The sequence below is a fragment of the Dolichospermum planctonicum genome (assembly GCF_005402965.1).
GTDB lineage: Bacteria > Cyanobacteriota > Cyanobacteriia > Cyanobacteriales > Nostocaceae > Dolichospermum > Dolichospermum planctonicum.
In genome coordinates this window covers 48,550-68,724 of sequence record NZ_BJCF01000002.1, presented here as the reverse complement: position 1 = coordinate 68,724, position 20,175 = coordinate 48,550, and the positions used below count along the sequence as shown (strand labels likewise).

Annotated in this window: 17 protein-coding genes and 1 pseudogene; 7 read left to right on the top strand and 11 right to left on the bottom strand. The window is 38.4% G+C overall.

The window, feature by feature from the left end; genetic code table 11:
- Positions 1–334: 334 nt before the first annotated feature.
- Together aroA and FFO06_RS01465 are read right to left on the bottom strand one after the other, a co-directional pair.
- Positions 335–1,684, bottom strand: a complete 1,350-nt coding sequence (aroA, locus tag FFO06_RS01475) for a 3-phosphoshikimate 1-carboxyvinyltransferase (RefSeq protein ID WP_137906435.1) — start codon at positions 1,682–1,684, stop codon at positions 335–337.
- A 277-nt stretch (positions 1,685–1,961) separates the two neighbouring features.
- On the bottom strand, positions 1,962–2,600 hold the full coding sequence (locus FFO06_RS01465; protein WP_137906434.1) for an IS607 family transposase: 639 nt from the start codon (positions 2,598–2,600) through the stop codon (positions 1,962–1,964).
- Positions 2,601–2,816: 216 nt separating this feature from the next.
- On the opposite strand from FFO06_RS01465, the gene FFO06_RS01460 reads away from it, so the two are divergent.
- Together FFO06_RS01460 and FFO06_RS01455 are read left to right on the top strand one after the other, a co-directional pair.
- Positions 2,817–4,430, top strand: a complete 1,614-nt coding sequence (locus tag FFO06_RS01460; protein WP_137906433.1) for an ABC transporter substrate-binding protein — start codon at positions 2,817–2,819, stop codon at positions 4,428–4,430.
- A gap of 294 nt (positions 4,431–4,724) precedes the next feature.
- Positions 4,725–5,750 carry an ABC transporter permease gene (locus FFO06_RS01455; RefSeq protein ID WP_137906432.1) on the top strand — a complete coding sequence of 342 codons (1,026 nt, stop codon included), beginning with the start codon at positions 4,725–4,727 and terminating at the stop codon, positions 5,748–5,750.
- Between the two features lie 327 nt (positions 5,751–6,077).
- On the opposite strand, the gene FFO06_RS01450 is transcribed toward FFO06_RS01455, so the two are convergent.
- From FFO06_RS01450 to FFO06_RS01435, 3 genes are all read right to left on the bottom strand, one after another.
- Positions 6,078–9,113: a type ISP restriction/modification enzyme gene (locus FFO06_RS01450; RefSeq protein WP_137906431.1), complete on the bottom strand. Its 3,036-nt coding sequence runs from the start codon at positions 9,111–9,113 to the stop codon at positions 6,078–6,080.
- A gap of 478 nt (positions 9,114–9,591) precedes the next feature.
- Positions 9,592–10,788 (bottom strand): site-2 protease family protein, encoded by a 1,197-nt coding sequence (locus tag FFO06_RS01440; RefSeq protein ID WP_137906430.1) that lies wholly within the window; start codon positions 10,786–10,788, stop codon positions 9,592–9,594.
- Between the two features lie 414 nt (positions 10,789–11,202).
- On the bottom strand, positions 11,203–11,451 hold the full coding sequence (locus tag FFO06_RS01435) for a photosystem I reaction center subunit PsaK (protein WP_137906429.1): 249 nt from the start codon (positions 11,449–11,451) through the stop codon (positions 11,203–11,205).
- A 144-nt stretch (positions 11,452–11,595) separates the two neighbouring features.
- Between FFO06_RS01435 and FFO06_RS01430 the strand changes: the two genes are divergently transcribed.
- Positions 11,596–12,246, top strand: coding sequence for a phosphoribosylanthranilate isomerase (locus FFO06_RS01430; protein ID WP_137906428.1), 651 nt, complete (start codon positions 11,596–11,598; stop codon positions 12,244–12,246).
- 59 nt (positions 12,247–12,305) lie between these two features.
- Here the strand turns inward: FFO06_RS01430 and folE are convergent, their stop codons facing one another.
- The 5 genes and pseudogenes from folE to FFO06_RS01405 all read right to left on the bottom strand — a co-directional run bounded on the left by folE (position 12,306) and on the right by FFO06_RS01405 (position 16,690).
- Positions 12,306–13,013: a GTP cyclohydrolase I FolE gene (folE, locus tag FFO06_RS01425; RefSeq protein ID WP_137906427.1), complete on the bottom strand. Its 708-nt coding sequence runs from the start codon at positions 13,011–13,013 to the stop codon at positions 12,306–12,308.
- Positions 13,014–13,199: 186 nt separating this feature from the next.
- A pseudogene (locus FFO06_RS01420) lies at positions 13,200–13,349 on the bottom strand (SDR family NAD(P)-dependent oxidoreductase); the annotation flags it as partial.
- A gap of 346 nt (positions 13,350–13,695) precedes the next feature.
- Complete coding sequence (locus tag FFO06_RS01415) at positions 13,696–14,676, bottom strand: acetyl-CoA carboxylase carboxyltransferase subunit alpha (RefSeq protein ID WP_137906426.1); 981 nt, start codon at positions 14,674–14,676, stop codon at positions 13,696–13,698.
- 180 nt (positions 14,677–14,856) lie between these two features.
- Positions 14,857–15,876 (bottom strand): long-chain acyl-[acyl-carrier-protein] reductase, encoded by a 1,020-nt coding sequence (locus FFO06_RS01410; protein WP_137906532.1) that lies wholly within the window; start codon positions 15,874–15,876, stop codon positions 14,857–14,859.
- Positions 15,877–15,970: 94 nt separating this feature from the next.
- A complete protein-coding gene (locus tag FFO06_RS01405; protein WP_137906425.1) occupies positions 15,971–16,690 on the bottom strand; it encodes an aldehyde oxygenase (deformylating) in 720 nt (239 codons plus the stop codon).
- A gap of 110 nt (positions 16,691–16,800) precedes the next feature.
- Between FFO06_RS01405 and FFO06_RS01400 the strand changes: the two genes are divergently transcribed.
- The 3 genes from FFO06_RS01400 to FFO06_RS01390 all read left to right on the top strand — a co-directional run bounded on the left by FFO06_RS01400 (position 16,801) and on the right by FFO06_RS01390 (position 17,928).
- Positions 16,801–17,016 carry a hypothetical protein gene (locus tag FFO06_RS01400; RefSeq protein WP_137906424.1) on the top strand — a complete coding sequence of 72 codons (216 nt, stop codon included), beginning with the start codon at positions 16,801–16,803 and terminating at the stop codon, positions 17,014–17,016.
- Between the two features lie 300 nt (positions 17,017–17,316).
- Positions 17,317–17,580, top strand: a complete 264-nt coding sequence (locus tag FFO06_RS01395) for a transporter suffix domain-containing protein (RefSeq protein WP_137906423.1) — start codon at positions 17,317–17,319, stop codon at positions 17,578–17,580.
- A 45-nt stretch (positions 17,581–17,625) separates the two neighbouring features.
- Positions 17,626–17,928: a 4a-hydroxytetrahydrobiopterin dehydratase gene (locus FFO06_RS01390; RefSeq protein WP_028089056.1), complete on the top strand. Its 303-nt coding sequence runs from the start codon at positions 17,626–17,628 to the stop codon at positions 17,926–17,928.
- Between the two features lie 27 nt (positions 17,929–17,955).
- Here the strand turns inward: FFO06_RS01390 and FFO06_RS01385 are convergent, their stop codons facing one another.
- Positions 17,956–18,987 (bottom strand): hypothetical protein, encoded by a 1,032-nt coding sequence (locus FFO06_RS01385; RefSeq protein WP_137906422.1) that lies wholly within the window; start codon positions 18,985–18,987, stop codon positions 17,956–17,958.
- A 215-nt stretch (positions 18,988–19,202) separates the two neighbouring features.
- On the opposite strand from FFO06_RS01385, the gene folD reads away from it, so the two are divergent.
- Positions 19,203–20,081 (top strand): bifunctional methylenetetrahydrofolate dehydrogenase/methenyltetrahydrofolate cyclohydrolase FolD, encoded by an 879-nt coding sequence (gene folD / locus FFO06_RS01380; protein ID WP_137906531.1) that lies wholly within the window; start codon positions 19,203–19,205, stop codon positions 20,079–20,081.
- The last annotated feature ends 94 nt before the right edge of the window (positions 20,082–20,175 follow it).

The window sequence follows — 20,175 nt, the reverse complement described above, 5'->3', positions numbered from 1 at the left end:
TTACCTGTTACCTGTTAAGAGTTACCTGTTACCTGTTAAGAGTTACCTGTTACCTGTTACCTGTTAAGAGTTACCTGTTACCTGTTAAGAGTTACCTGTTAAGAGTTACCTGTTAAGAGTTACCTGTTAAGAGTTACCTGTTAAGAGTTACCTGTTAAGAGTTACCTGTTAAGAGTTACCTGTTAAGAGTTACCTGTTACCTGTACCCTTTACCCTGTTACCTGTACCCTTTACCCTGTTACCTGTTACCTGTTACCTGTTACCTGTTACCTGTTACCTGTTACCTGTTACCTGTTACCTGTTACCTGTTACCTGTTACCCTGTCCCTAAAAAATTATTGACAAATTTCCCTAAGTGTGCTGGTGAAATTGGGATAAGATATAGCCGCTGCTTCAGCGCGGTAAATAGTAGTTTTACCAGTAGCATTGAGAGCAGCTATACTCAAACTCATGGCAATACGATGATCTGTATGACTATCTACTTCAGCACCTATTAAGGGAGTACCACCAATAATTTCCATACCATCAGGTAACTCAGTAACTTTTGCACCCATTTTATTGAGTTGTTGTGCCATCACGGTAATGCGATCGCTCTCTTTAACTCGTAACTCCTCCGCATCTCTAATAATTGTTGTGCCTTGGGCAAAAACTGCTGCCACTGCTAAAATCGGAATTTCATCAATTAATCTGGGAATAATATCACCAGCAATGGTACAGCTTTTTAAACCACCGGAACGGACGCGGATATCAGCTACCGGTTCTCCTGCGACTTCCCGCTGATTTTCTAGTTGAATATCTGCTCCCATGAGTTCCAAGGCTTCTAAAATACCGGTGCGGGTGGGATTAACACCGACATTTTCCACTACCAGATTTGAACCAGGAACTATCGCACCCGCAACTAACCAAAAAGCCGCTGAACTGATATCACCAGGTACAATTACCTTTTGTCCATAAAGTTTCGCTCCACCAGTGATAGTAACGCTATTACTGTCTGAATCTATACTTAATTCCGCCCCATAAGCTCTTAACATCCGTTCACTGTGATCTCGTGATAAAGCCGGCTCTGTGACAGTGGTTTTTCCCTTAGTGTTTAAACCAGCCAGGAGGATACAGGATTTCACTTGAGCCGAAGCAATGGGAGAATGATAATGAATCGGTTGTAAGGCTTGTCCTTGAATGGCTAGGGGTGCTAAAGTATTTCCTTTACGTCCCCAGATTTGCGCCCCCATTTGTTGTAGCGGTTTGACGACACGGGACATGGGACGCGATCGCAAAGAACTGTCGCCTGTGACTGTAAAAAATCGTCCTGGATGGGATGCTAATAACCCCAACATCAACCTCATGGTTGTTCCAGAGTTACCAGCATCTAAGACATCTATAGGTTCTTGGAAATTGCCCAAACCGATGCCTTTAACTGTGACTAATTCTGTATTTAATTCCGAAATTTCCGCACCTAAAGCCCGAAAACAGGCGGCTGTACTGCGGGGATCTTCCCCTAAAAGTAGCCCTTGAATTTGAGTTTCACCGTAAGCGATCGCACCTAACATTAAAGCTCGATGGGAAATAGATTTATCTCCAGGTACACGGATAATTCCCTGGAGAGATAGGCCAGCTAGGGGTGGCTGAATAATTAAGTGATCAGAAGAGTTTGCTTGAGTTTCTAAAGTAATCACAACAGCCGACATCAGGATATAATGGCTTTAAAATAGATATAAAAGCTCAAGAGCAACTTGATTAATTGTCACTATAGGCTTTCAATTTAGGATTTTACCGTCTTTTGGTAACTATTGCCGGCGTTGCATAATTGAACTATGTGAATTAAGTAGGTGGGCGTTAAAAATTGTCGTTGGGGCAAGGGAACAGGTGACAGGTGCTACGCCACGGGGACAGGGAACTCTTAACTGGGAAGATGTTTTGGACAACTTTACTTTTCGTTACTTATGTCGGTTTTTTTCCGTTCACCTACTTATATTCTTGGACAGCTTGAGAAACTTTGTCCAGTAGTTTCTTGTTCTTATCACTTTGCGAACCGTACAGTCTTGCAGAAAAAACAGTAATTAGTTCAATCATATCTGTTACCAATTCTTGCTCACAAGTAGTCTCTTCGATTGATTTATTGATAATTACAACTTGAGTTTCAAATTCTTCGCACATTGTAAAGACAATCTCAGATCCGAATCTAAGCAATCTATCTTTGTGAGTCAATACCAACCGACCAACATCACCTTGCATAATGCGTTTTAGTAGTTTCTGAAGTCCTTTTTTATTGTAATTAAGTCCCGATCCTAAATCAGATATGGTTTCAAATTGCCACCCGTTAGCACTGCTAAAAGCCTCTAGTACCTGTCTTTGTCTCGTTAAATCTTCTTTCTGGTCATTACTAGAAACTCGTGCATAATTAATAGTTATGCGGTCTTCTAGTTGATTAAAATCCCTTGGTGTAATTCTTGTTATGTCTGCTAAATAAAAACGTCTATGTCCACTTGGGCTACGCTCAAATCTCAATTTGCCAGCGTCAGCCCATCTTCGCACTGTTTTAACTGAAACGCCAAGTTTTTTAGCGGCATCTCCTATAGAAATTATCTTATGAGAGTCTTCCATAATTTGTCTATAATTAGGACTACTCCCAATATATAGACTTTACGCTAGTTTTGTCCAGACTTGGGTACAAATTATCTGGCTGTTTGTACTCCTTGAATTTTTCTCTCTCATTGCAGAAGGCAAAATTACTTTATATGGTACAATGACTGACTGCTAATTGAAAAGATTTTGACCATGATAACTTGGTGTTCTCTGTTAATACAACGGTGGGGTAGGATGACAAAATTCCTATCCTTATTCTGTTTATGTCTATTCTTGGTTGTTAGTTGTACTCCTAAACAACAAATAAATACACCATCATCTAGTATTGTTAATACTCCTGTAGGTGATGGTCGGATCACTATAGGAACAACGGCAAAACCAAGAACTCTTGATCCCGCTGATGCGTATGAATTATCATCCTTGAGTTTAATATTTAATATGAGCGATCGCTTATATAAGTATGAACCAGGTAGTACAGAGATTAAACCAGAATTAGCCACAGCATTACCTAAAGTTAGCGCTGATGGTTTAACTTATACTATTCCTATTCGCAAAGAGGTAGTATTTCATGATGATACTCCATTCAATGCCAAAGCAATGGAGTTTAGTATTCAACGTTTCATTGAAAATAAAGGTAAACCGTCCTTTTTATTATCTGATACCATAGCTTCAGTGAAAGCCACAGGAGAATATGAATTAACAATTAAACTCAAAAAACCCTTTGCAGCTTTTCCTTCCTTGTTAGCATTTTCTGGAGTTTGTGCAGTTTCACCAAAATCCTATGAAATTGGGCCTGGGAAATTTCAACCCAATACCTTTGTAGGGACTGGTGCTTATAAATTAGCTAACTATGGAACTGATTCTTTAAGATTTGATATCTTTGATAAATATTGGGGAACAAAACCCGAAAATAAAGGTGTAAATGTCCAAATTCAAACCAGTCCAGTTAACCTATTTAATGCTTTTAAAACTGGTGCGGTAGACGTGGCTTACCTATCCTTACAACCAGACCAAATTCAGAGCTTAGAAGCAAGTGCTAAAAAAGGAGATTGGCAAGCAATTACCGCTCAAGGTAGTGTAGTTAGTTATATGGTGTTAAATCGTAATCAAAAACCTTTAGATAAAATAGAAGTGAGAAAAGCGATCGCATCATTAATTGATCGACCATTATTAAATAATCGGGTATTATTTTCCCAAGCTGATCCCCTTTATAGCATGATTCCCACAACCTTCAACGTTTCCCAACCATTATTTAAAGACAAATATGGTGATGGTAACTTTGAACAAGCCAAAAAATCCTTAATTGCGGCGGGTTTTTCCAAAGAAAATCCTGCTAAAGTCCAAGTTTGGTATCCCGCAAGTTCACCCACTCGCGGTTTAACTGCACAAACCCTAAAATCCCTGGCCGATACTAAAATGGATGGTATATTACAATTAGAAATTCAAAATGTAGAAGGCGCTACCTTCTTTAAAGAAATTTCCAAAGGTTCATATCCAGTCGCTTTACTTGATTGGTATCCAGACTTTTTAGATCCAGATAACTATGTACAGCCATTTTTAGCCTGTGAAAAAGGTTCAGTTACTAAAGGTTGTGAAATCGGTGGTAGTCAATCTCAGGGTTCATTCTATTATAGTGAAACCATGAATAAACTCATAGATCAACAACGCAAAGAACAAAATCCCCAAGCCCGGAAAAAAATATTTACTGACATTCAAACCCAAGTTTTAACTGATCTTCCTTATATACCCTTATGGCAAAATAAAGATTATGTATTTGCTCAAAAAGGCGTAAATAACGTTAAACTTGATCCCACCCAAAACCTGATTTATCAAACAATTAAAAAGTAGTTGTTCTCGTTCCCCGACTCCGGCTGGGAAAGCCATTTAAAAGCCATTTTAAGGCTCTGTCTCTTGTTAATTATATGATACAGCAGTTCCCAGTATTATGAAGTACAGATATTAATGATAAAACTCTTGTGGTGCGGGCATCTTGCCCGCATAAAGTGTATCTCACTCAAGCTGAACTTGCTGTAATATGTATAATATGATGCAGAGCCTCAAAACTGCATTCCTTGTCAGAGACCAGGAACGAGGTTTTTATGAATTTTGAAATTTTAATTAATGAATTTTTAATTAATAAATATGTCGCGTTCCAAAGCATTACAATATTACATAGTTTCTCGGTTACTATTTGCGCCATTGCAACTATTAACTATTATTACCATTGTCTTTCTTTTATTAAGAGCCACACCAGGAGATCCTGCTGATGCAATTTTAGGAGGAAGAGCGCCAGAAAGCGCGAAAGAAGAACTAAGAAAACAACTTGGTTTAGACTTACCAATTTGGTTACAATATCTCAATTATTTAGGTAATTTACTTCACTTTGATTTAGGAACTTCCTTAACCAGTCGCGGCCAAAATGTTGGCGAAATCATCGGTCAATATTTCCCAGCCACCCTAGAATTAGCCTTTGCTAGTATGGCCGTAGCCTTAATTGTCGGCGTTTTAGTTGGTACTATTTCCGCTTCCCGTCCGGGAACTATTTTTGATGTTAGCGGGCGTTTATTTGGGATTATTACTTATGCACTACCCATGTTTTGGGCGGGTATGTTATTACAATTAATTTTCTCAGTTCAACTCGGTTGGTTTCCCAATTCTAATCGCTTTCCCCCTAACCTTCCCGCACCCACAAATATCACTGGCTTATATACAATTGATAGTTTATTAAGTGGGAATTTAAGTCAATTTTTCATATCTTTACATCATTTAGCCTTACCAAGTTTAACTTTAGGAATTTTACTCAGTGGAATTTTTGAGCGCATTGTCAGAGTTAATTTAAAACAAACATTAAAGGCTGATTATGTAGAAGCCGCTAGAGCGCGGGGAATCTCTGAAAATAAGATTTTAGTCTCCCACGCCTTAAAGAATGCCTTAATCCCCGTAATAACCGTCTTAGGATTAACATTTGCTTCCTTATTAGGTGGAGCAATCTTAACAGAAGTCACATTTTCCTGGCCAGGTTTAGCAAATCGCTTATATCAAGCCATTTCTGACCGTGATTATCCCACAGTTCAAGGTGTGTTAGTATTTTTTGGTGCAATTGTTGTCACTGCGAGTATTTTAATTGATATTCTCAATGCTTATGTAGATCCGAGAATTAGATATTAATGAATATTAAGTAGGTTAGCATTAAAAATTGTCGTTATGACAAGGGAACAGGTAACAGGTAACAGGTAACAGGTAACAGGGTACAGGGTACAGGGAACAGGTAACAGGGAACAGGTAACAGGGTACAGGTAACAGGGTACAGGGTACAGGGTACAGGGTACAGGGTACAGGGTACAGGGTACAGGGTACAGGGTACAGGGTACAGTTTGGATATCCTCAATTTTCCAAATCCGACCAAGAAAAAGGCAATTCATTATTATCTGCGTTTATTTGCGTTCATCTGCGTTTAATTTTTGATATTTCATCCTGTACATCTTTTAATCCTGGTTATCCTGATTCAGACATTTCTCTAATTATTTTCATCGTTTCCACACTCACGGTACAAACTCTCATTAATAAATCTATTACCTGTTGTTTATAATCTGCGAAACGATAGGTATTGAATTTTTCCGCAATGGTGGTATCTTTTGGTTTTTTCTCTTTATATTGATCTAATATCCATTCTAAAGCACTACGATTACCTAACATATATTCCCACGCGATTTTAGGAATGTTTGATAATGTGGTGACATCATCTAAGATGATACTATCTTTGGTTTTATCTGCTTTCAATTTAACTTTAATAGTTTTCTGACGTTCCCTGAGCGAAGTCGAAGGGGTGTCTTTTAAGGGAATATCAAGACGGGTTAGGTTATAAGGTGTAACTGTTTCATAGTTAATATGAATTTCCATGAGTTGTTTTCCCCAATTAACCCATTTTCGCAAGTTTTCATAATAGGGTAAGCGGGGAAATTCCCGTTTTAGGTTGAGTTCGTATTTGGTGCGATAAGCTGGGTTATGTAGGACTGCGTAGGTATAATGAAAGATGTCTATTTTGGTAATTGTTTCATCTTGGTAATGGGTTTGAATTTGTTTTAGTCCCCAGTCGGTTATGTTATCAATGCGTTTTCCTTCTTTGTCGTAACGGTAGAGGGGGAGACATTGAGAACCTGCGGACAGACAATTCAAATCAATTATAGCTTGTGAGGCTAGAATATGAAAATCTTTAGGCGATGAAAATCCTGGTACGACAATATACTTATTTTCTTTGTCCGTTTTATTTAAGATATCGAACCATTGATAAGTCATCCCATTAAAATGCTTATCAAAATAAAAATATTGTTGATTATAAGGACGGTATAATCCTTTTATAATTTGCTCGATTTGAAAGCTTTTATTTATTTTTTTCTCTAAATATTTAGTTAATTCTCTATCCCATTTAATTCTATCTTTATCTTGATATTTGGAATCTTTTAAACTTTCTTGATAAATTTTAACTGAGAATTTTATTTTTTCCTCTAGCGAATTTTGACAAAAATCATAAACCCATTCATCTCGGTGCGTTGCTACACCTAAAGAAAATAACTTAAATACAGCTTCTTCTTTTTTACCCGCTTTCACATCTTTATCAACTAAAGGTAAAAGATGTTCAAAATCATTATCAGATTGATTTATCCAATTATAGTTTTTATCGGGTTTAATATGATCAAAAGGAATTTGATTAAATTTAGTTTGAGATAAAAATCTTAATTTCTCAATTGCTGTATCAAAATCTGGACGACGAATATAAAATATTTGACAATTATTAAAATCACTATTATGTTTCTTAACTAAAAACATAATAGCGACACCAGTTTGAATCCCAAAAACATTATGTGTAGTTCCTGAAAGTTTGGGATTCTTCCTCACATCACCATGTAAATCTATAATATAAATATAATTAAAATCATCACTTACCGCTTTTCTAAAACCATCAAATGCTCTTGCGTCAATAAAAGATGAATTAGTAATAAACGCAATAATCCCATTTTTACCTAGTCTATCAGCAGCCCATCTAATAAATCTAGTGTACATATCATAAACAATATTAGTATTCTGCGCTTTACTATATTTAATATAAGATTCCTTAATTAACTTATCTATAGCAGTATAATAACGATTAGCATTTTTATCATTAAAATCATCTTGTCTAGCATTATAAGGAGGATTACCAATAATCACAGAAATAGTTCTATCATTCTGTCTTTTAATTCTCGCAGTATTCTCCACAGTCATAGCAAACAAATCCATTTGCTTACCCTCAAAAGACGTATTATCCAAAGTATCCACAAAACAAATATTTTCAAACTCCTCATACACCCCCATTTTCTGCTTATAGGTAAATTCAATATTCAAATTCGCAATATAATAAGGTAAAATAGCCACCTCATTACAATGAATCTCATGTTTATATTTGTGCTGTAAACTATGGGTTGGTAAATAATCAATTAACTCCGTAATAAAAGTCCCCGTTCCCGTCGCAGGATCTAAAATCTCCACATCTTTATCTGCTAACAACTTTCCAAAATGTTTATGTACTAAAAAATCTGTACTCTCTATCATAAACCGGACAATTTCATTCGGAGTATAGACAATTCCTAACCTATCCGCAGCTTTGGGATTATAAGCTTTATAAAAGTTCTCATACAATGCTTTGAGAAACTTCTGTTTTTCTTGATGATTAACAATATTCGCAGCAGTGCGTCTAATTACTGCATAATATCTTTCAATACTTCCTAAGGTATTTCTCTTTAAACTTCCAGTAAAAAAGGTGGAAATTACCCCTTGTAATTCCCGCGCAACGTTATTTTCTTGATGAAATTGTGACTCACTAAATATATTGATAAAGATGTCTTCTGTTAAAATATGTTGGATGATCATTTCCTGAATATCTAACAAAGTAATTTCAGGATTTATGGACTTTTGACAAATATTAAAAAACTTATCTCTGGCGTTTTCAAATAATATATTATTACCCTCTTGACATTTTATCAACTTTCTGAGAGAATCTAAAATAATGGGTAAATCCTGCCTAAATGTATCTATTGCTTCCCGAAAGTCCCGCACTTCAGGACGGACATAATTAATAAAGTTATTAATAATACTATCTACCGCGTCAGCATCGCGCATAGTCACGCGCTGGGTTTCTTGTCCAGATTGAATTAAAACCGCAGTTTGAGAGTCTTCAAATAGTATATTACTATCGGGATAACCTTTATTTAATTTTTTTTCTATTTCCTCGTCTAATTTGTCGTATTGGTCTTTACTTTCCCAGTAACCCCAATCTAAACGCAAAGCATCTTTGATTGTCCCGTCGGGATAAACAATTTTCCCGTTTGGTAGTTTGTAATCTAGTTCGGGAATGAGGAGAAAATCACGGGGTTTACAATATTCGTTTAAGAGGTTTTGGAAAGCGACGCGAATGGATGTTTCTTTGCGAGAACCACCATATTGAATGATTTTTTCTACTTCCGCTTGGTATTGAGTAACGAGGAGTCTGGACATAGTTGAAAAATTGATATAGTAAAAATTGATATTGATATAGTCATGGAGTATTTATATTTTAATCATAGCATTTTCTGGTCAGAATCAGGATGTAATTGATCCTAAAAATCCTGAAAATCCTTAAATCCTGGTTATCCTGATGCAGACAATTTCTTTTTTTTATCGAACCACAGAGAACACAGAGAAAATGTCAAAATTATCTGCGTTTATTTGCGTTGATCTGCGTTTAATTTTTGATATTTCATCCTAAAAATCCTTAAATCCTGGTTATCCTGATGCAGACAATTTCTTTTTTTTATCGAACCACAGAGAACACAGAGAACAAAGAGAACAAAGAGAACAAAGAGAACAAAGAGAACAAAGAGAACAAAGAGAACAAAGAGAAAATTATCTGCGTTTATTTGCGTTGATCTGCGTTTAATTTTTGATATTTCATCCTGAAAATCCTTAAATCCTGGTTATCCTGATGCAGACAATTTCATTTTTCCACAGATTTCGCTATCATCCCTAATTGTAAACCGGGAGGAAAATTACCCTCTTCCTTAATTCTTTTGATTTCCGATGAAGTAATAGGTAAATTTAACCTTTGTGCTAATGCTTGAACAATGTCCCCCCTATCAATAATTCCAGCAACAGTATCAGCAGGAGAAAGAACGGTAATTCGGGGTAACTGTTCAGCTTCCAGTTTATTAACTACCTCCGCTAAAGAAGTAGATTCCACAACAGTTGGAATTGCTGTTAATGGATGAACAATAGTTTGTAAAGTTTGATTTTCCCATTCACTTCTTTCCGTAGTTCGCAAATCATTAATCCCCACCAAACCGCGATAACGACCATCAGCAGCAGCAAAATAAACTTCAGGTACAGTCGTTTCTAAAAGATATAAATCAGCGAATTGTCGCAAAGTTTGATTAGCATCAACAACCCGAAAATTACGAGTCATAGCATCAGCTGCTACTAGATTTAGTAGCGTTTCCTGCAATGTAGTTAAACGGTCATAACTGTTAGCATTGCGAACCGCAAACCAGCCAATCAAAACCACCCATAAACCCGTGATAAATTCCCCAGTCAAAAAATCAATAATAAACCCTAAAGCGATCGCACTGTAACCTAAAATTTGTCCAGACCTTGCAGCCCAATGTACTGCTTGAAAACGGTTTCCTGTAATTTTCCATAAAGCAGCTTTTAAAACCTGTCCTCCATCCAAAGGTAAACCAGGAATTAAATTAAATAAAGCCACAACCAAGTTAATTCTCGATAAATCTCCCGTCATTTCATTCAGGAGGTTACTATCAGGAATTACAGTCGCTATTAGACCCAGTAGAAAAAATAGAATCACACTTACCGCAGGACCTGCGATCGCTACCTGAAAAGCCAGTCCTGGAGTTTCCGACTCCTCCTCAATGGCCGCAACTCCCCCAAACAAAAATAAAGTAATAGAATTAACTTTAATTCCCTGGGATTGTGCCACCAAACTATGTCCTAATTCATGCAGCAACACGGAAACAAATAACAGCAGTGCCATAATTAAACCAGCACCCCAACCCGCGACAGTCCCCCATTGTTGGTAAGTTAAACCAAAATTGAGAGTTGTTAACCCCAAAATTAGAAACCATAAGGGGTCTAAAAACAAAGGAATGCCAAATAAAGAACCTATTTGCCAATTTGTTTGCATTATTAGATATTTCCAGAAATTTTTTTATAGTCAGAAATGTAGGTATAAGTAGGTGAACGGAAAAAAAACGACATAAGTAACGAAAAGTCAAGTTGCCCAAAACCTCTTCCCAGTTAAGAGTTCCCAGTTAAGAGTTCCCTGTTCCCTGTCCCCGTGGCGTAGCACCTGTTACCTGTTACCTGTCACCTGTTACCTGTTACCTGTTCCCTTGTCATAACGACAATTTTTCACGCCAACCTACTTAACTCTAGGATAGACAATTTCCCGATTTTGATCACTATAGAGAAAGCCATATATCCGTTTCAACCCCCGACTTCTCTGAGAAGTCAGGGAGATCAATATCTTATCTTGTTCAAAAAAGCAACAAGTAAATTCATTACCTATTGCTGATGACAAAAAAGAATATTAATCCAATTACAAACGACCAATGTTAGTCAGTCCTAACACAATACCAATACCAATTACATGACCAAAAGCCATTGCCCCAATGAATCCTGGTACACTTACAGGTAATATAGGCATCCCAGGTCCAACTTTAGCAGATTTCAGTGCAAAAGTGAATAAAAGCACAACTGCGCTGCTGGCGCTGATAATGATGCCTACTGTAGGACTCCACACCGGTGTAACAGGAACAGATGCTGCGGCTAATAAGATTGATGACATGAAGGTGTGTTCTCCTCAATGAAAAAATGAATATTACAGAATTATAAAATTACATCAGACAAAGCAAAACTTTTTAAGTTAAATTAATATACATTTGTGATTATTTGTAACTTTTCAGATATTAAGCCTTTGCTTCACTATTAAATGCGTGTTAAAATTTGCGGCATTACTCAACCACAGCAGTCTATAGCCATAGCGTCCCTGGGTGCAACTGCACTAGGATTTATCTGTGTTCCTGATTCTCCTCGTTACGTTACTATAGCTCAAATTCAGACCGCTATTACTCCCATTTCCCAAAATATTGATAAAATCGGCGTTTTTGCCAATACCACTATTTCAGAAATTAGTCAAGTAGTTACGGAGTCTGGTTTGACTGGTGTGCAGTTACATGGAGAAGAAACACCAGAATTTTGCCATCAATTACGTCAATTTCTCCCCCAAGTAGAAATTATCAAAGCTTTCCGAGTCCGCAGTTTAGAGCATCTACAAACCACCAGAAATTACACCGATTATGTAGATACTCTACTACTTGATGCTTACCATCCACAACAACTAGGAGGAACAGGACAAACTTTAGATTGGTATCAGTTAAATCAGGAATTTAGTCCCAGTCTTCCTTGGTTTTTAGCGGGAGGACTCACACCAGATAATATTTTGACTGCGTTAGCGCAGATTAAACCCAATGGTATTGATTTATCCAGTGGTGTCGAACACTCACCAGGTCACAAAAATTTAGCTAAAGTGGCTTTATTGTTTGAAAGGCTTGCTAATTCGCCAGTAGTCAGTAGTCAGTAGTCAGTGGTAATGGGAAAATTTTTGTTACCTATTACCCATTACCCATTACCCATTCTTCACTAAAAGAAGGACGCTTGGTGACGAATCAAGTTGAAAAATTCCTCACGAGTTTTTTGTTCTTCTTGGAATACACCCACCATGGAACTAGTCACTGTCCAAGAACCGGGTTTTTGCACTCCGCGCATCACCATACACATATGACTAGCTTCCATGACCACAGCAACACCTTTGGGTTCGAGAACTGTTTGCAGTGCTTCCGCAATTTGTCGAGTTAGTCTTTCTTGGACTTGCAATCTACGAGAATACATCTCAACAATCCGCGCTAATTTACTTAATCCTACAACCTTTTGATTAGGAATATAGGCAACGTGCGCCCTACCCATAAAAGGTAACATATGATGTTCACACAAGCTAAAGAAGTTAATATCTCTAACCAGTACCATCTCATCATGTCCTTCATCAAATATCGCACCATTGATGAGGTCTTCTAGGGATTCATTGTAGCCACTAGTGAGAAACTTCATAGCTTTAGCTACACGCTTGGGCGTTTTCAGAAGTCCTTCTCGTTCAGGATCTTCCCCTACTCCCACTAGCATTGTCCGTACAGCTGCCATCATTTCATCCATTGTTTCCTCAGATGGTGGATGTATTTCTGCTGCTTTACCACCGTGAGTGTTGCGGTCTGGTCGAACATTGATAGTTTCTGCTAAATCAGGAATCAGGGGAGATTGAAAGCGATTAGAACCGTTTGAACCAGCGATAGTCATGATTAAATTTTAGTAGTTAGTCAGTGGTCAGTGGTCAGTCGTCAGTGGTCAGTGGTCTGTTGTCCGTTGTCTGTTGTCTGTTGTCCGTTGTCAGTTGTCAGTTGTCAGTTGTCAATTATCATTCATAGAGATAAATAACGAAATCACCAATTAGAAAACAGAAGGTTTCACCTTCCACTTTTAATGTGCGGCTTTAGCTACGGACTCTAATTTATCTTGAGAACGGCTGACTAATGCTACATCTATCCCAGCTTTGGCATAAGCTAAAGCTGTTGCTGTCCCAATTCCGCTACTATCCCCAGTCATCAAAGCCCGTCTTTTTTGCTCAAAATTCATGATATTTGCCAACTTTTTGCCAGTGCTGTGAGCCAACAGCTACTTATAAAATCAAGTAAATACAAATGCTTATAGCTGAGAGGATTGTTAAAAATCTTGAAGCAGCCATAGGCAATTATAGCATTACTGTAATTCTATGGGATTGTCTTGAATTTTTTTAGCTTCACCAGCAGCAGCCGCTCATTTACCTATCAGGGAGATAAATAATATTAAGACTTACGCAAATGTCACACTAAAAAATCTGTTGTAGGGTACGTCAAATATCAACAGCACCCTACCAATGTCCCAGTTGCCTAAGTCCTGGTTATGTTATGCGGCTGATCACCTTGGGATAGCTGTAAGTATTTCACTGAGCAAGTTCTGTAAAAACACCAATATTACGGAATTTATCATAACGGAGTTGGCGACGTTCAGCGGGGGTGAAACGGTTAAGTTTATCTAAGTTTTCTACCAAGGCTTGTTTCAAATTAGTAGCCGCTGTTAATGGGTCAGAATGTGCGCCACCCAAAGGTTCAGGAATAATTTCATCAATAATTCCCAAATTTTTCAGATCATGGGAGATAATTTTTAAGGCTACCGCTGCTTGAGGGGATTTACTAGCATCTTTCCACAAAATTGCAGCACAAGCTTCCGGGGTAGCAACTGTATAAACTGAGTGTTCAAACATCAGTAAATGATCGCCAACACCAATACCCAACGCCCCACCGGATCCACCTTCACCAATAACTGTACAAATAATGGGTACGTCAAAGCAGAACATTTCCCGCAAGTTATAGGCGATCGCTTCTCCTTGTCCCTGGTGTTCCGCTTCTATGCCCGCCCAAGCCCCAGGAGTATCAATAAAGCTCAAAATTGGCATATTAAACTTATTGGCGTGTTCCATGAGCCGCAGAGCCTTACGGTAGCCTCCAGGCGCAGCCATACCAAAGTTCCGGGCAACGTTATCTTTGGTATCCCGACCTTTTTGATGTCCTAACATCATTACCGGTTGTCCAGCCAAACGGCCGACACCACCCACTAAAGCGGGATCATCTCCGCCACAGCGATCGCCGTGTAACTCCATCCACTCATCACTGATAGACTGAATATAGTCTAAAGTGCTAGGTCGGCGAGGATGACGAGCTACTTGTAGTCGTTGGGATGGTGTCAGACTACTAAAAATCTCCTCCCGCAACTGCATAGCCCGTGCTTCCAGTTGGCGAATTTGTCCGGAAACATCAACACCATTCTCTTCAGCTAGTTGGCGAATTTGCTCAATTCGAGTGGCCAATTCTGCTAAAGGCTTTTCAAAATCTAATAGTAGCGGTTTACGCTCAGTTGTTGCCATATTAAGGGAATAGGGAATAGGGAATAGGGAATAGGGAATAGGGAACTCTTAACAGGGAATAGGGAATAGGGAACAGGGAACTCTTAACAGGGAATAGGAAAACCAGGAGAATATTTATCTTTGCCTCTTGCCTCTTGCCTCTTACCCCTTGCCTCTTGCCTCTTGCCTTTTGCCTTTTGACTAAACTACCAATGGTCTAAAACCGTGTTTGATAGACACTCGACCAATTTGCTCCATTTTGTCTACGGTAATCTGATTACGACCCCAAGAAAAGTTTGTATATAACTTCTCAAATTCCAGTAGCATTGACTCGGCAAAACAAGCAAATAATTGACGGCCTGGTACATCCATATTGACAATTTTCATAATTTTCCAGTCAATATCTAGGGAATGCTCCACAATGCCACCATTTAACACATATACCCCCGGATGCTGGATTTTTGTGCCTAAGTTTTTAGGATAACCACCATCAATTAATAGACAGGGTTGCTTTAATGTGGTTGGATCAATTTCTACGCCTTTGGGCATACTAGCCACCCAGACGACAATATCCGCTTCGGGTAATGCCTCCTGTAACCCCATTATTTTACCCCGTCCTAGTTCTGCTTGTAGTTCTTGCAAACGTTCTTGATTTCTGGCAATTAATAGCAATTCTTGGACATCTGTTTTTTTATCTAACCAGCGGGTTACTGCGCTACCAATATCCCCCGTCGCCCCACACACAGCCACAGTTGCTTGGGATAATTCAATTCCTAGTTTTTGGGATGCTGTTTCTACTTGCTTGCAAATAATGTAAGCTGTATGAGTATTGCCTGTAGTAAAGCGTTCAAACTCTAGATTAATATTGCGAACTTGTTTAAACTGTTCTAAATTAAAGTTTTCAAAGATAATTGAGGAAAATCCCCCCAAAGCTGTAATATCAATGCCATGCTTTTGTGCATGAGCCATAGCGTTGAGGATTTTGCGTGTTGCGGCTTTAATCCGCCTATTAGCCAGCATTTCCGGTAAAAAACAAGATTCTACATACTTTCCTTCTATTTTCTGTCCCGTAATACTGGTGACAGTGATATGATCAACTATTTGTGGCGGGGCGCTACACCAAAAGTCTAGCCCTTGATCGGCATATTCTGGATATCCCAATTCTTGAGCTACTGATTGAGCGTGTTCTAAACTAGTCAGATGTCCAATTAAACCAAACATGGAGTGATATATTAGGCGTGTGCTGTCGTGCAAAACTTGGGAATTATTCAGCAATCCTCCGGGGTAACGAAATTGTCACCCCTATGGTTAGTATTTAAGCAGTTGCGAGTCCGTAAGCAGAAAGACGCATGATGTCACGGGTGGTAAAGCCTATGTTACTTAATGCTTCGCCATATTGAATCATGAAGTCTTCTACTAGAGCGTCTTTTTCCATTGCTAGAACTTTGGCATCGTCTGCTACTTCATTCAGCATTTTCCAGACAATGGGCAGATTTTGACGGTTTGCTTGCTCTAATTCAGCCTTGGATTCTGTAAAGTTTTTTTGCAGCCACACCTCACCAAAGTTAAGATGACTGTATTCTTCTTTGACAACTCCTTCTGTAATTTTCTTGGCAAAGTCATCAGCTACGGGAATATATATGTTATAGGCTGCGATCGCAAAACATTCAATAATTAAAGATTGAATTAGCAAACAAGTAACTATTTTACCTTCTGCTGCTGCGGTTTGGAAGTTTTTGTGCAATCCTGAGAAAAATTCCTTGGCAAATTCCAGATCTGGAGTTACTTTTAAATTCCTTCCACAGGCTTCAAATCCCTTTTTGTGGCGACTTTCCATTTTTGACAGGCGAATTAATTCCTCTGCTTGTGCCGGTAATAGTTGAGATAATGTTATGTAATTTTCGTGGGCTTCTTGTTCCCCTTCAATGACAATAGCATTAATGCGGCTATAAGCCTCTTTATATACTTCACTTTGGAAATCAATTTCTTCACTTTGGACATCAATTTCTTTGACCTGGTCTAAAATCTGCTGCATATTCTGTATTACTCCGTTAACCCTACTCATTGGATACAAAAACTTAACTTGCCCGATAAAATTGGGGATAATGATCACTGTGATTTAATTTAACTTAACAAGGAACTATAGTGATTAGATTAGTTTTTACTGATGTTTTAGTACCAGAAAAACAAATACATGAAGTCATAACCAATGTCCAAGCTAAATTGGAATCTCAAAAATGCCAATTTTTTAAGCCTGTTAGTGGTGCTAACAGGTGTATTTATCGTTTTCCTGCCGCTAATTGTGATTTTCTCCACATTTCTGGGAGTTTAGGTAACAAAAGCAGCGATTTTCCCCAGTAATTGGACTCTAGCCAATTATCGGGCGCTATGGAAAGAAAGTTTTTACTGGCCTTCACTAATTGTACCTTAGTAAGTAGCGATCGCAGTTTAAGTTAATTCGGATTTTATAGCCTTGACTATTTCAACTGCGGTGTCAAAATAAGTAATTAAACGCAGATAAACGCAAATATGCGCGGATAAATCTGTATTTCAGCCAAATAGGAATTGACTAATTAGACATCTCCAGATCGGAGTTTTGATAAAAAATAGATTATTCTCTATACTGAGTTAAATATAATTTTATTTAAAAAAACATAAAATATGCAAAATCTAGGTTTAATTTTAATCATTATCTCATTTTCTCCCTGGTTAGCCATCGCTGTCATTGTACCATTTTTACCGATTTCCCTGGCTCAAAAAGCCCTATTAGTACCAGCTTTATTAGTCTTGGCCGAAGTTTTGTTTTGGCCAGGGGTGCTGTTGGTGGGAAAAGAAGTGGTGCAAAAGTATAGCCGTTATTTCAGTTTTCGCTATTTGCGAATATTACTCAAAAGATGGAAGCACAAAAATCGCCAAAGATGGTAATTAGATAGAATAGCGATTGATAAAATCCCTGTGTAGGTTAGGAAAATGGCAGCACGAAAATTGAACGAAACTGAACTAACACTAGCTCTCAAGAGTTTACCAGGATGGCAAATCAAAGATGGCAAATTGTACAAAGAATATAAATTTAACTCTTTTGCAACTGCCTTAGGTTGGATGGTTAGTGTCGGTATTTATGCGGAAAAAATGGGACATCACCCGGAATGGTTTAATGTTTACAACACTGTTATAGTTGATCTTACTACCCACGATATTGGTAATGCTATCAGTAATTTAGATGTTGAACTTGCTAAAAAAATGGATGAATTAGCAGCACCGCTGTTACCCTAAATAAGGAGGAATTGGTAACACCCGAAGCTAATTTGTTTCCTGGATTTGTAAGCGGATAGTATGTTCTATTGCGCCGCTTAGTTGCAGTTCCATGATTTCACCACCAAGGGGTTCTATACAAGTGAGGAGCGATCGCAGGTTAGGTGTACTTGCACCCGTATCTACATATAACCTATCCGCTAAATTACCAATTTTTTTCCAAGTCATATACAACTTAGCAATACTTTGTTCGATTTGAGATGCTTGATTTACCAAGTCAGCAGCAATACTTAAACAACCGACTCTTTGGGCTTCTTCTAATGCAGTTTCAATATCTACATCTTCCGCTATTAACGCTTGTACCTGAGCAGCAGATTTGAGATATTTAGCTAATTGACGGGCTTCTGAAGTCGCTTGTTTAACAGTATCAACGTCAGGATTGGCGGCTATATCCCTTTGTAATGCCTTTTGGTGCAGTTCGGGCAGTTTTTCCATTTCCTTGACTAGAGGGGCAATGTAGCGCGGTGGGAGGCTGTTATCGGCGGCTTTTTCCCTGACTTCTTCCGGTAATAAATCGGAAGACATGGCTGTCCATTCGTCACTGAGTTGACGGACCTCTCGACGGGTAATGCGATCGCCTTTTTGTGCCGCTTCACTAACCATCTGTTGTACTTCTGGTACAGCTTTGGCAGTTTCGACAAAAGCCCGTTTACTAAAGTTATTAACTGTGTCCGGGTCGAGTTTGCCATCGGAAATCAGGGTATCAGCACTATTAGCCAATTGAATCCAACTGTAGGCCTGGGTTTTACTGATTTCCCGTTCTTTAAGCCATTTAAGAAAACCTGTACCGCGCCCATCTCCGCCTTTTTTTTCTCTGTCACGGATAGAACGTAAAATCCGGCCTCGCCAAATTTCGGTTTGCAAATCAAAACGATCACATACCTGCCATGCTACATCAAGTTGTTGTAAAAAATCAGACTCAGGAATTTGTTCATCTTCTGGATCGGGTAGTTGAAAATCTAAATCCGCTGGTTGTTGGAGTGCAGCAGCAATGTCATTCATGGAGTCGGTATCTTGCACGATGGATAAGTAGTTGGGGTATGCGACTTGTGCTTATATTCACATAACCTAATATTTATTATTCTGGAAATTGGTGAATAAAGCAAGTTAGTATTTTACTGCAAAAATTTAATTTTAGGGGACTGGGAAAATGAGAAAATGAATAAATAAATAAACAAAAGATCAGGATGCAGACGAAAGATGAAAATCAAAAACTTTTCCCTATTCCCTTCTTTATGAATATACAAACTGCCAAAATACTAGATGGTAAGGCATTAGCCGATAAAATTCAAATAGAACTCAGCGAGACAATCACTAAATTACAGGGTAAAATTGGCCGACCTCCTGGTTTAGCAGTATTAATGGTTGGTGATAACCCAGCATCAGCCGCTTATGTCCGCAATAAAGAAAAATCCTGTGCTAAAGTGGGAATTACCTCTTTTGGTAAACACTTCCCCACCCAAACCAGTCAAACTGAACTGGAGGAAGTCATTGCTGAACTCAACGAAGATGAAAGGGTAGATGGAATTTTGGTACAATTGCCCTTACCCAATCATTTAGATGCTGTCAGTCTACTACATCGAATTGCACCGGATAAAGACGCTGATGGACTCCACCCGGTGAATTTAGGGCGACTGGTACGGGGTGAAACAGGTCTACGCAGTTGTACTCCCGCGGGTGTGATGCGCTTATTAAGGGAATACAAAATTCCTTTACAGGGGAAAAAAGCCGTAGTGGTAGGACGTAGTATTTTAGTAGGGAAACCCATGGCATTGATGTTATTAGAGGCTAATGCTACAGTCACAATTGCTCATTCAAAATCTCAGAATTTACCGGACATTACCCAAAATGCTGATATTCTCATTGCAGCCACAGGTATTCCGGGGATGATTACCGCTGATATGGTAAAATCGGGTGCGGTTGTGGTAGATGTAGGGATAAATCGAGTTACAGATAACAGTGGCAAAAGTCGTTTGGTTGGTGATATTCAGTTTGAAGCGATCGCTAATGTAGCAGAATATATTACCCCTGTTCCTGGTGGTATCGGTCCAATGACGGTGGCTATGTTACTGCAAAATACTGTTTCTAGCTATTTACAAAGAACAGACAATTGAGAAATAATTTTTATGAATGCGGCTTCAAACTCCTGGAGATTGTAAACTTTGAATCTCCAATCCAAAATTTAAAATCTAAAATCTAAAATTCCGT

Excerpts from the sequence above, each read along its gene's own strand:
- FFO06_RS01415 (WP_137906426.1), bottom strand. The coding sequence starts at position 14,676 with ATGGCAACAACTGAGCGTAAACCGCTACTATTAGATTTTGAAAAGCCT.
- FFO06_RS01405 (WP_137906425.1), bottom strand. The coding sequence starts at position 16,690 with ATGCAGCAGATTTTAGACCAGGTCAAAGAAATTGATGTCCAAAGTGAA.
- aroA (WP_137906435.1), bottom strand. The coding sequence starts at position 1,684 with ATGTCGGCTGTTGTGATTACTTTAGAAACTCAAGCAAACTCTTCTGAT.
- FFO06_RS01455 (WP_137906432.1), top strand. The coding sequence starts at position 4,725 with ATGTCGCGTTCCAAAGCATTACAATATTACATAGTTTCTCGGTTACTA.
- folE (WP_137906427.1), bottom strand. The coding sequence starts at position 13,013 with ATGACTATCGCTGGTTCAAACGGTTCTAATCGCTTTCAATCTCCCCTG.
- FFO06_RS01440 (WP_137906430.1), bottom strand. The coding sequence starts at position 10,788 with ATGCAAACAAATTGGCAAATAGGTTCTTTATTTGGCATTCCTTTGTTT.
- FFO06_RS01395 (WP_137906423.1), top strand. The coding sequence starts at position 17,317 with ATGCAAAATCTAGGTTTAATTTTAATCATTATCTCATTTTCTCCCTGG.
- FFO06_RS01465 (WP_137906434.1), bottom strand. The coding sequence starts at position 2,600 with ATGGAAGACTCTCATAAGATAATTTCTATAGGAGATGCCGCTAAAAAA.
- folD (WP_137906531.1), top strand. The coding sequence starts at position 19,203 with ATGAATATACAAACTGCCAAAATACTAGATGGTAAGGCATTAGCCGAT.
- FFO06_RS01460 (WP_137906433.1), top strand. The coding sequence starts at position 2,817 with ATGACAAAATTCCTATCCTTATTCTGTTTATGTCTATTCTTGGTTGTT.
- FFO06_RS01410 (WP_137906532.1), bottom strand. The coding sequence starts at position 15,876 with ATGTTTGGTTTAATTGGACATCTGACTAGTTTAGAACACGCTCAATCA.
- FFO06_RS01435 (WP_137906429.1), bottom strand. The coding sequence starts at position 11,451 with ATGTCATCAATCTTATTAGCCGCAGCATCTGTTCCTGTTACACCGGTG.
- FFO06_RS01430 (WP_137906428.1), top strand. The coding sequence starts at position 11,596 with ATGCGTGTTAAAATTTGCGGCATTACTCAACCACAGCAGTCTATAGCC.
- FFO06_RS01390 (WP_028089056.1), top strand. The coding sequence starts at position 17,626 with ATGGCAGCACGAAAATTGAACGAAACTGAACTAACACTAGCTCTCAAG.
- FFO06_RS01450 (WP_137906431.1), bottom strand. The coding sequence starts at position 9,113 with ATGTCCAGACTCCTCGTTACTCAATACCAAGCGGAAGTAGAAAAAATC.